This is a genomic window from Bacteroides sp. 43_46 (assembly GCF_001915455.1).
In the GTDB taxonomy this organism is placed as follows: domain Bacteria; phylum Bacteroidota; class Bacteroidia; order Bacteroidales; family Bacteroidaceae; genus Bacteroides; species Bacteroides caccae.
This window is the reverse complement of record NZ_MNQN01000053.1, coordinates 1-11,199: the sequence shown is the minus strand read 5'-3', so window position 1 is coordinate 11,199 and position 11,199 is coordinate 1. Positions and strand designations below refer to the sequence as shown.

Genomic DNA, 11,199 nt, shown 5'->3' with positions numbered 1-11,199 from the left:
TGCAGCATTGAGTTTCTGAATGGTAGTGATGATAATCTTGGAATTGCTTTGAAGGCGTTTCACAAGTTCATCCGTATTATCAGTACTATCCACAGCTCCTGGCTCAAAGGCTTCATATTCCGATTGAGTCTGGGTATCAAGGTCATGTCGGTCAACAACAAACATAACCTTATCCACATCATCCAACTCTGACACAAGTTGGGCAGCTTTGAACGAAGTCAATGTTTTTCCGGCTCCTGTTGTATGCCATATATAGCCGTTATCGTTGGAGTTCTGCACACGATCCAGAATTTTCTCTACGGCATAGAACTGATAAGGACGAAGCACCATCAAACATTTGTCGCCCTCGTGCTGCACGATATATTTCCCTATGATTTTGCCAAGCGTACATTTTTCCAAGAAGAATACGGCAAACTTATCCAATTCATTAAACGGATGATTGGCAGCATCCGTCCAATTGAATGTAAACTTATAACCGCTATTAGGATTGTTGGCAAAATAGCGGGTATTGACACCATTTGATATAACAAACAATTGGATATAGTCGAACAATCCGTGGAACGAAGTCTTATGATAGCGTTGTATCTGATTATATGCCTGTTTGAGTTCTACTCCCCTGCGCTTTAATTCTATCTGAACCAATGGCAAACCATTGATAAGTATAGTCACATCATAGCGGCATTTTTTCCGTCCTTCAACAGTAATCTGACTTGAGACCTGAAACTCGTTCTGACACCACTGGGTACGATTAAGAAATTCCACCCAAATCCGTTGTCCATTTACCGTATCAAGCGGATAGAGGTCACGAAGTTTCTTGGCCTTTTCAAAGCGTGTGCCACCTTCGAGATAAATCAATATCTTCTCAAACTCTTCATCCGTAAATGAAGTACGACCAACTTCCGCCAGTTGTTTCTTGTTATGAATCTCCAACTGACGTTTGAAATTGGCATAAAGATTATCTTCCTCGACAATCTGGACATACTCATAGTCCATTTGTCGGAGTGTGGCTATCAGTCCGGCTTCCAATGCCGCTTCGCTTTGTGTTGACATATTCTTGTTCTGCTATGGTGTTGTTACTTATTTATTCTAGCTTGCAATATCTTGATGCCTAATGCATTTTCTATTTTGCATAAGGTTTCCAACGACAAATTTTCACGACCTTTCAACACTTTAGAAACATACTGCTGGGTACAATTCATTTTCTCAGCCAAAGCTCGTTGTGTCATACCAAGTTCCTCCATCCGGTTCGACATAGTTGCAGCTATAGCCTGTGAATGGCAAACCCAATCCTCTCTCTTGTTTTCCATTATATTCTTTCCTTCTCCTAAAGCGTTGTCTATCTTGTCTTCAGCCATTGTATGCATCAAAAATACCTTTGCCTTATTTTGTAGGCAAAGGTACTATAAATAATCGAGATTACACAACTTTCAGGTTGTTGATTGGTGTTTCTACTCTAATTTGGGTAAAACATTACGCAATATAGCGCGAGCATTTGGACAACTCTTTAAGTATTCTAATGCTTTCGAATTATAAGCTGAAATACCTAAGGCCTTTTCAATAATAGAATGAAGACCTTTATTATTGTATAGTCTAATAACTCTTGAATAATCGTTAGTTTTAATTACATCATCTAATTCCTGTTCTCGCATATTATACCACTCTTCTATTTTGATTTGCTTTACAAACTTGCCAAAATTCGCCTCTACTTCTGTTTTGTCTTTTCCATTCCGAACATGAGACTCATTAAAATTATAGTTAATTCGATAAATTAGATATGAAGAAATTTGTTGCTCTTTATCTCGAGCAAACGAAGTGAAAATTTGTGTTTTAATGCTATCTATATCGCAAATCTCATGTTTATATTCAGCAAAACCTTTAATAAAGTCCTCCACCAGAAAGAGATTTTCTATTTCAGCAACATCATACGAATAGACATTCTCCGTTACTAGTTTATCCAATTGTTCTTTTGTTTTAAAATCTCTATCAATAATACCATATGCCACTGCGTATTTATTACCTATTCTATTATAAGCTTTTGTATAATTAATTACATCTTTACACGATGTAAGTGGTATTATTGTAAAATTCTGGAATAATAATTCAAATATTTGCCTATCCAAACTACCTTGTTTACCCTCACAAAATAGTACTTTTTTCCTGCTACCCAATATTTTCATTAACAGTGCCTCTGGTATCTCGGAATCATATATTGGTTCAATTTCCCAATTTTCAAAAACACCAGAGACACTACAACTATAAGACTTTAACCAACGTTTGTTAGCTATTCTTGTAGAAGCAAAATCTATGTCATGGGTTAAATATATAAACATGCAATCTTTACGCTTTTCCTCCAATATATCCCACAGTTTATTAAGTATCGCTTTATGCAAATGCATCTCCGGCTCGTCAACGATAATCAAAGACGATTCTTTAGCAAGCATGACACGTCCGACAACATAAAAAATAACACGTTCTCCATCACTCATTTTATATGCAGGATATTTTTCGTCTCCGCACTCTATCTGAAGATTTCCTAAATTATCACATAATAAAGTTCTATGTTCTATAAGATGATTCCAAACTTCAATAACCTCATCTATATTACTTTTAAAATCATCAAGATGTATAATATCTCCTTCTAGCGCATTTGAACAAAAATTATTTCTTCTTTCTAATCTCTCAGAAATTAATGCAGAAACAAGTATTCTTAGTTCTTCACTATATTGTTTTGATAAAGAATAAGGATAATCATCATTTTTTTCTGCCTTAAAAGTTTGCTTATCATCTAAACAAACTTTCTGACGACTCTCATAATCAGCAAAAGCTGATTTATATGTTGGAATACTATTGTATGTCGGAAATACTAGTAATTTTTGAGCTGGAATAACAATGCCATTATCTGTTTTTTCTAATTGTTCTCTTATTGAATTTGCAAATGTAGTCTTACCACTGCCATTCGCTCCTATAAGAACCACATTAGAACTTGTAAAACCAATCGCTTTAAGTAAATAAAATGTTTTACTCACAAAAAAGCTATTAACGAATACATGCTCTGCCAAATCACGATATTTCTCAAAGTTGTGTAATTTCTGAAGTTCATTTTGATGCGTTCTCAGCTTCTCCACTTCTAAAGTTCGTATTAAATTTACTAAGCGGCCAAATAAAGATTCCGGTATCTGATCCTCCACAACACTTTGTTTCATATCAACAAATAGGCTCATCAAACGATCTTCTGCACCAAAATTTACACCATCTTGTCTATACTCATCAAGAAACGCCTTCATAAAAGACGAATCTTGATCAATCAAATCCAATAGCTCTTTCTTATCCATATATATCACACTCTTATTAGAGATAACTTATCTTATTAACTCAACAACATTTTCCGGCAACATCGCATTCTCAACATCATCTTTCGGAGCATTTTTAAGAAATAAGACCGGAATAATCGTGTAATTCTTAGCAAACGGTAACAGATTTGCTTTACGGAGAAGCTCGGCTGTCAACTGTTTCCCATTCTCTTGATTTGTCCATTTGCACTCACCTACCAGCAGATACTTTTTATCAAGCGATTCTGCCATTACATCAAATTCGACTTGTTCCGGTTTCTTATCCTCATTAAAAACAGAACCCCACCAGCGTTTTGCCTTGCCGTAAACAGTTCCATTGACTATATTTCCCGTTACAGCATCCCTGCACAGTTTTTCCCAATTCATACTCACATACTCAGAAAAATGGGCTGCCAAAGCCTGTTCTAATGGCATACGACGACCAAGCTCGATGAACGAACGGTTAGGAACAACAAACTGATAGTAGAATGCCATAAATGGATCGGCTATTTTATACAGGCTCTTTTTTGCATTCTTTTCATCAATCCCGAATGGAACATCTTTTTCCAAGAATCCGAGATCTACAAGCTTCTTCAATGGTCGTGACAGATTAGTTGCAGGTTCATTGCATCGTCCAGCAATTTCTGAAAGACGATTTGCACCAGTACCTATATAAGACATTATTGTCGAAGTCTTGACAATATCCTTCACATCATCCTGAAAGAGTTTGACTGGTTCCTCGTAAAGTGTTCCATTCACAGAAAGGATGTTGTGCCACAATGCATCATCAAGCGAGCTTTTGTTTTCCCTTAGTTCCCAATAACGTGGTACACCTCCCCATACGGAATACTCCTCAATGGCATTCATCGCATCAAGACTCAAAGCCTCCTGAATATACGGCAAACGTATCGGCGCAAGCCTCATTATCTCATCAGCACGGCCATAGAGAGGTGCTGTAGAATCAAGGAACAACCCATACATCATATTTTGAGAAGAACCACAGAGCACAAGATTATATTTCAGTTGCTTCTCGTCAACAAGTTTCTGCAGAACAGATGGAAGCTCTGGAGATTGTTCCACAAGATACGGAAATTCATCCAGACATATAGTAAAACGTTTGTCTGTTCGATAATTAACCGCACGAAACATAGATTCCCAGTCCGGATATGCCAACTTGTCGAAATCTGGAAACACTTGTGCTATCACTTTGGCGAGCAATGTTCTCTGATATTGGCTTTCAGAACGGTCAGCGAGAAAATAAACATCATTGTCAGACAACACTCTTTTGATAAGCGTTGACTTACCTAATCGTCTACGACCATACATGACGACTAACGAAGACTTCTCTCTCGCAAGAGCATCCTTCAGCCGTGCTGCTTCATCTATTCTATCAACGAATTTCATATTCTATATTTATTATGTCATGCAAACATAATGTTTAAATGGCATAATACGAAATTTTGAGCTAAGTATTTTTCTGTATTACAAAAGATTTTAATGTAAAACAATGGCAGTATGGGATTTATTTGCTAATTTTGCTTCGTTTTTGAAACGATATAATATTAACAATGCAGAGAAACAGAATGAACATATTATCAATGACAACCGCAATTCAGAGCAATAAACGCACTGAATCTGTGTCGAGTGTTCATGTTTCACGCATTGAACCTCGTATAGTAAATACTTTCCAACGAACATAGCGAGTACACTTTTGTACTTTGATTGAAAATATAAGCTGAATAGTTGGAGAGTCCTTACCAAACCTCCAACTATTTTGTTTTTATGCCCATTTGTGACAGTCGCCTTTGTGATGCTCTTCTGCCTTTTCCGTCTAATGCGTACTGATAACTTGATTATTAACGTGCAGTGATGCACATATAAATTGAAAAGAAATGAACTATAAATTTGATGGCAGCAAGGTGTTCTTTACATCTGACACCCACTTTTATCACGGGAATATTATTCATTTCTGCAACAGACCGTTTAAGGATGTGGAAATGATGAACGAAACTATTATCTCCAACTGGAATAATACAATCGGACAAGATGATATTGTTTTTCACTTGGGCGATTTTTGTCTTGGCGGTTCAGCTGAGTGGACTAAAATGCTTGACAGATTGAACGGCAGGATACATCTGATTATGGGCAACCACGATTTGAAAAATATACGCCAAGGATACATTGACCGATTTGAACATGTGGCAATGCAGATGCACATAGAGGTCGGCAAGCAAAGGATATATTTGAACCACTATCCTTTTCTATGCTTTGATGGCGGATATAAAGATGTATGGCAACTGTTCGGGCACGTTCACACAAGGAAAAACAACACCGGAATTGACGCTGCAAGGCTTCAGTATCTCTATCCAACACAATACGATGTCGGAGTTGATAACAACAACTTTACCCCTGTATCATTTGAGCAGGTTAAGAGAATTATATCCAAACAAATTGAAAAAGGAGGACAGTAAGATGAAGATACAATATATGAGCGACCTGCATTTGGAGTTCAGTGATAACAGCAGGTGGCTAAAACATAATGAATTACCTGTAACGGGAGATATTCTGGTTCTTGCCGGAGATATATTTTACTTGAAAAACAAGGTTGCACCTTTGAGTAATTTCTGGAAATGGACTTCTGCTAATTATCGTCAGGTGCTCATCGTACCCGGAAACCACGAGTATTACAATTATTGTGATGTGATGGATAGAGGATTACAATGGAAATGGATGTTTAAGGAAAATGTAGGATATTATCAAAATCAAGTGATACGGATTGATGATACAGATTTTATCATGAACACTTTGTGGTCTCACATCTCACCAGCTAACGAATATTTTGTGTGGAAAGGCATGAATGACTTCCGGCAGATAAAGTATAATGATAAATTGCTCCAAACAGAAGAATTTAATCAAATGCATATTTTCTGCTTGGATTTCATCAAGGGAAGTCTGGCAGAAAGTACTGCAGAACACATTGTAGTGGTAACACATCATCTTCCCACATTAGAAGTGGTTGCCCCTCATCATAAGGGTTCTGTTTTGAATAGTGCATTTGCTACTGATTTGAGCAAACTTATAGCTGACAGTCGCATTGACGCTTGGATTTATGGGCACTCGCACACCAACATCGATGCTGAAATAAATGGCACAAGGGTCGTTTGCAATCAAATGGGATATGTTTGTCAAAATGAACATATCACCAATGGTTTTGAACCAAGCAAGAACCTTATCTTGTGACAGGCATAGACCCACCAAGAATATTTTAGGTCTCAATGTATCATATAGTGAATGAAAAAGCATCTATTTCTATATTATATGATATGTTGGGGCTTAAGATTTTCAGTTATTCAATTTTTTCGAATAACTGAAAACACAAAGTTTATATTAAAGTTCGTTGACTTGAAACACGAAAGAGGCACTTTTGCGGAGACCAATAAAAGATCAAAATTTATTTTATCGGCAGTGACATCGGAGAGCGAATAAACATCTTCCATAACAGCCACATTTTAAACTTTTCGGGGGTAAAAATACTAATAATAGTTCAATTTTCAGCTATTACTTCATAGGATTCGATAAAACTATTTTGCCGACCAAAAGAAAAAACAACTTTACTTTATCCTCGTATTCATATATACGTCCATTAAAGTAAAGTCAAAAAGAGGGAGAAAGAAAAACTTCGACAAGCAAACGATTTTTTCTTTTGGTCAGCACCTTTATAATACACTACATCATCTTCAACCTTGGAGAAACAATCAGCGAAATAACCGCGAACATCATCACCGACAAAATGCGATGCAATATATTCCATACTTTTCACTAATACACCTCAAATCAGCCCTTCAAAAATGATTTTGCACAAAGTTTTTCAGTTGCTTTCATAATCCGAAAAAATGCACTAATTTTGTACTCGTTCAGCGAAGAAAAAGAAGTGCAAAACGGACTTTTCTACCATTTTATTTATAAAACATTGGTAGTCAACTGGTCTAATATGCTGCGTCGGGAAAGAACGTCACAGACATAACTTTCGTATTTGTCAAGTATGCGGGGATATCGCCTGCGATGCTGCAATTTTGCAGTCAATGTGTCCTCATCCATTTTCAAGTACCGGCGCACCGTACTTCTATGCAGACCAAGCTGGAACGCAATCTGACTTTTGTTAAATCCTTTTGAATATAATTCTCTTATTTTGTACCACATGATGACTCTGTTGTTTGATTGGTGTCTGCATGCGTCCTTAGTTCTGTCCATATCATTTATATTATTGAAACGCAAATATAGACATTTTTAGGAGGCATGATGGCATATTTCCTTTTTCTAAAAGGACATGGGGCAAAGATACGGATTACAACTCCATACCTGTCCGTATTAATATTTTAATGTTGTAATATTTTAATTTTAAAATATCAAACAATTTAAAAATTAAAATATTCTGATATTAAAATGTTTTTAAATTGAACCGTCAGCATTCCTTTGAAAAAAAGAATATCCATTGATTTTCCACATAAGATCAAGTGTGGGTTACAGAATTAGGTGTCTGATATTTTTGATGATAATATAACATGTATGGGTAAATAAATATCATAAAACAACACCTGCATGACTTCATGTACAGGTATTTATGACTAAAGTTTTAATATTTCAACATTTTGATATTTTAATGTTTTAATATTAAAACACTTTAATGTATTGACATTAAGTATTGGATGGATATATATATTGAATGGATGTTAAAAAAAAGTGACACGGCAATTTAGAATGTATACCTATCGGATTCGTGGAAAAAGAGGACGATTCAAAATAATCCTGCCGCTTCTTTTTGTTCCTTCTTGACGCTACCAGGCATGTCCGGTTCTCCGCCATCATTTTCAGATTACCTATATTTTTATTCGTTCATGGACAGGAATGTTCATGCGCATTTCTATCGCAACCCATAAGTATTGACTGTCAGGTATTGTTCATTTTCTTTTTTTCGGGAAGATTATGCAGAAACAGATATTGTACTTTTCTTGATTTTCAGAATCGGTTTGATAAAGTCTGCCGTATTGTCTTCCGGTTTGTCCACCGGCCACTTGCCGATAGCTTCCGAAGGAACCTCTTACAAAAATGGCAATGCCAGTGCCTTTCCGGATTTCTCCGTGTCTTTCAAGACCTGAAATCCGGCGCACATCCGTATCTGCCATATGACCTTGCAGTTTGTTCCTGTATGGACATAATATATATCCGTTTTTCTGTCACATATTTTTTATATTCATTTCATTCCGCATGGTCTTTTCTCTTTTCTTTGGAAAGGGCTCTGCCCGAGAAATTCCATTTTTTCATCGAAAAAATAATAAGGAAGAGCAAGCAGACATCCCATTTCAATGGAATGTTCATCACGCAGAGCCGTGATTGTCAATAGGTTGTGAGATTTTTTGTAGACAAATTGTCTACTTTTTCTGTAGATTTAAGTCTTTTTTCTGTTGATTATCAAGTAATTGTGTTGTCTACATAAAATCGACATGTTTTTTATATATATTTGATTGTTAACAATTTGCGATGTAGACAAAAATCTACAGAAAAAAAGATGGAGGCAGCACAAAAAGGTTGTGCCGGTCCGCCCTTACATTTGCGGAAAGATTCAAGATTATGCAAACAAAAATTACAAAAACCATTCGTGTATCCATAGATGTGAAACAGCATCTGGACGAAATGAAAGGAAGCGTGTCGGCCAGTGAGTTCATTGAGACAATGCTGTCCTACTTTGAGCGGAACGGGGTGGATCCCCGAACGTCAATCAACGGGAAGTTCAAGACACTGGAACTTCAGGGAATCGAACGGATCATCAAAATCATCCGTGCCATAGAGAAAGACAAGATCGACAAGCTGCTTCCGGCGCCGGAAGCGCACAGTGATGAATTGCTGGACCGGGCCGACAAACAGGTCACCCAACTGAAAGCGGAAGTGGAACGCTTGAAGCAAGCAGGTGCTCCTGACGTGGAGGACAGACGGAAACTCGGACAGGTTGTCAGGCTGCTGGAAAACGCTTTCGACCAGAAGAACTTCAAGAAGGCGGAAAAAGGAACAGATTATTTTGTCGCACCGGTCTATCTGGAAATGTTGTTATATAAGGTAAAGGAAATATGTTCGTAAGAATACACAAGACAAGCAATATGCCGGGGATACGGAATCATAAAGGGTCCTCTGCAATGTTAATAACCTATCTGAGGGACAAATGCATGGCAAGTGAAGAATACTATGATAATTTCTTTTCACATGACATGTGTCATATAACCCCTGCGGAGGTTATACAAAGACTTGACAATAATCACAGAAGGCTGAAAAGGAAGGATGATAAGTTCTATCGGATTTTCATTTGTCCCTCACAGGAGGAATTGGCCGACCTGATCCGGCAGGTCACCGGACAGCAGGTGACGGAATTCGAGCAGCTCACCATGGAGGAACAGATTGAAGTGACTGACGAGTTGAAGAAATTTACAATACTATGCATGAGGTGTTATTCAATAAATTTCAGAAGGGAAAAGATAAAGGGAGTGGAGGATATTCTTTGGTTCGGAAGAATCGGTAATGCCCGGTATTATAAAGGAACAGACCGGGATGTGAAGGAGGGGCGGGCAAAGTCAGGGGACAGGAAACCCGGGCTGCAACTCCATGTTCATATCATCGTGTCACGGAACGATGTGACACAGACGGTAACATTATGCCCTCTTGCCAACAGCCGGGGATCTGTTAATATCTTGAATGGTAAAAAGGGAATGATCGGTTTCGACAGGTGGCTGTGGTACACTGTATGTTCCCAGGCTTTTGATATATCATATAACCATTATTACTCATAAAACCTATAAATATGTTTGTAAAAGTACATAAACCGGTCAACACACCCTGTGTATGCGACAACAAGGACAGGTGCCGGGCACTGGTGGAATATCTGTTGAAGGAAAGTCTTGAAGACAAACCTTATTATGACACTTTCTTCTCCCATGAGGAGGATTATGTCGCACCGGTGACGGTCATGCAAAAGATTGACAACAACCACAAGAGCCTAAAAAAAAGAGACGATAAATTCTATATGCTGTCCATCAATCCCTCACAGGATGAAGCGGTCCACCTGATCCGGAAGGTTACAGGAAAGCAGGTGGCGGAATTTGAGCGGCTCACCGTGGAGGAACAGGAAAAGGTCATTCATGAGTTGAAGAATTACTCCCGGAACTGTATGGACCTGTATGCGGAGAATTTTCGCAGGGAGAAGATAAAATCAGGAAAGGATCTTGTTTATTTTGGGAGGGTGGAAACGGAACGCCACTACAGGAACAATGATGAGGATGTAAAGGAGGGACGGGCAAAAGCCGGGGACAGGAAACCCGGGCTGCAACTCCATGTTCATATCATCGTTTCGCGGAACGATGTGACACAGACGGTATCATTGTCACCGCTCGCAAAAAGCAAGGGATTTGTCCATGTCCTGGATGGCAAAAAAGTCATGATCGGCTTCGAACACATGGAGTGGAAAGCCCGGTGTGCGGACCGGTTCATCAGCATGTATGATTACAAGGCCACGCACAGGTATTACGAGGACGGCAGGGAACACACCTACCATTATGTTCCAGGAAAGAACGAGGCGATGAGCATGGCCAAATCCGCCATCCTGCAGAAAGAATTCAGAAACGAGAGGAAGATGCTGGATGTGTCTTACCGGATGTTCCGTTTCATGGCGAATCCGAAACAGGCTCTCATAGCGGAAGCCAAAAGACTGGTAAAGGATGCGCTTACCGGAAAAATCTAAATCAATTTATGAATATGGATCATATGTTTATTATGAGACTGGCAGCCCTGCTTTTTGGCGGCGGCATTGCCAGCTGTCTGTTTCCGG

11 protein-coding genes are annotated in these 11,199 nt (G+C 38.4%); 5 read left to right on the top strand and 6 right to left on the bottom strand.

Annotated elements, in window-relative coordinates; all coding sequences use genetic code 11:
* The 4 genes from BHV72_RS05625 to BHV72_RS05610 all read right to left on the bottom strand — a co-directional run.
* On the bottom strand, positions 1 to 1,050 hold a 1,050-nt coding region (locus BHV72_RS05625; protein WP_286855052.1), incomplete at its 3' end, for a type I restriction endonuclease.
* A 23-nt stretch (positions 1,051 to 1,073) separates the two neighbouring features.
* Positions 1,074 to 1,355 carry a helix-turn-helix domain-containing protein gene (locus tag BHV72_RS05620; protein WP_055170809.1) on the bottom strand — a complete coding sequence of 94 codons (282 nt, stop codon included), beginning with the start codon at positions 1,353 to 1,355 and terminating at the stop codon, positions 1,074 to 1,076.
* A 93-nt stretch (positions 1,356 to 1,448) separates the two neighbouring features.
* Complete coding sequence (locus BHV72_RS05615) at positions 1,449 to 3,332, bottom strand: DUF4435 domain-containing protein (protein ID WP_055170269.1); 1,884 nt, start codon at positions 3,330 to 3,332, stop codon at positions 1,449 to 1,451.
* Positions 3,333 to 3,359: 27 nt separating this feature from the next.
* Positions 3,360 to 4,733, bottom strand: coding sequence for an ATP-binding protein (locus tag BHV72_RS05610; protein ID WP_055170267.1), 1,374 nt, complete (start codon positions 4,731 to 4,733; stop codon positions 3,360 to 3,362).
* 488 nt (positions 4,734 to 5,221) lie between these two features.
* On the opposite strand from BHV72_RS05610, the gene BHV72_RS05605 reads away from it, so the two are divergent.
* Together BHV72_RS05605 and BHV72_RS05600 are read left to right on the top strand one after the other, a co-directional pair.
* Complete coding sequence (locus BHV72_RS05605) at positions 5,222 to 5,800, top strand: metallophosphoesterase (RefSeq protein WP_055170265.1); 579 nt, start codon at positions 5,222 to 5,224, stop codon at positions 5,798 to 5,800.
* A gap of 1 nt (position 5,801) precedes the next feature.
* A complete protein-coding gene (locus BHV72_RS05600; protein WP_055170264.1) occupies positions 5,802 to 6,569 on the top strand; it encodes a metallophosphoesterase in 768 nt (255 codons plus the stop codon).
* A gap of 403 nt (positions 6,570 to 6,972) precedes the next feature.
* Here the strand turns inward: BHV72_RS05600 and BHV72_RS05595 are convergent, their stop codons facing one another.
* Together BHV72_RS05595 and BHV72_RS19625 are read right to left on the bottom strand one after the other, a co-directional pair.
* On the bottom strand, positions 6,973 to 7,140 hold the full coding sequence (locus BHV72_RS05595; RefSeq protein WP_157463320.1) for a hypothetical protein: 168 nt from the start codon (positions 7,138 to 7,140) through the stop codon (positions 6,973 to 6,975).
* 149 nt (positions 7,141 to 7,289) lie between these two features.
* Positions 7,290 to 7,529, bottom strand: coding sequence for a terminase gpP N-terminus-related DNA-binding protein (locus tag BHV72_RS19625; RefSeq protein ID WP_502691062.1), 240 nt, complete (start codon positions 7,527 to 7,529; stop codon positions 7,290 to 7,292).
* Positions 7,530 to 8,957: 1,428 nt separating this feature from the next.
* On the opposite strand from BHV72_RS19625, the gene BHV72_RS05585 reads away from it, so the two are divergent.
* Genes BHV72_RS05585 through BHV72_RS05575 form a run of 3 tightly spaced genes read left to right on the top strand, consistent with a single transcriptional unit; the run spans position 8,958 to position 11,112 of the window.
* Positions 8,958 to 9,461, top strand: coding sequence for a BfmA/BtgA family mobilization protein (locus tag BHV72_RS05585; protein WP_007833665.1), 504 nt, complete (start codon positions 8,958 to 8,960; stop codon positions 9,459 to 9,461).
* Positions 9,452 to 10,165, top strand: coding sequence for a DUF5712 family protein (locus BHV72_RS05580; RefSeq protein WP_151848839.1), 714 nt, complete (start codon positions 9,452 to 9,454; stop codon positions 10,163 to 10,165). Before BHV72_RS05585 ends, BHV72_RS05580 begins: the two co-directional genes overlap by 10 nt.
* 11 nt (positions 10,166 to 10,176) lie before the next feature.
* Positions 10,177 to 11,112 carry a DUF5712 family protein gene (locus BHV72_RS05575; protein ID WP_057250472.1) on the top strand — a complete coding sequence of 312 codons (936 nt, stop codon included), beginning with the start codon at positions 10,177 to 10,179 and terminating at the stop codon, positions 11,110 to 11,112.
* The last annotated feature ends 87 nt before the right edge of the window (positions 11,113 to 11,199 follow it).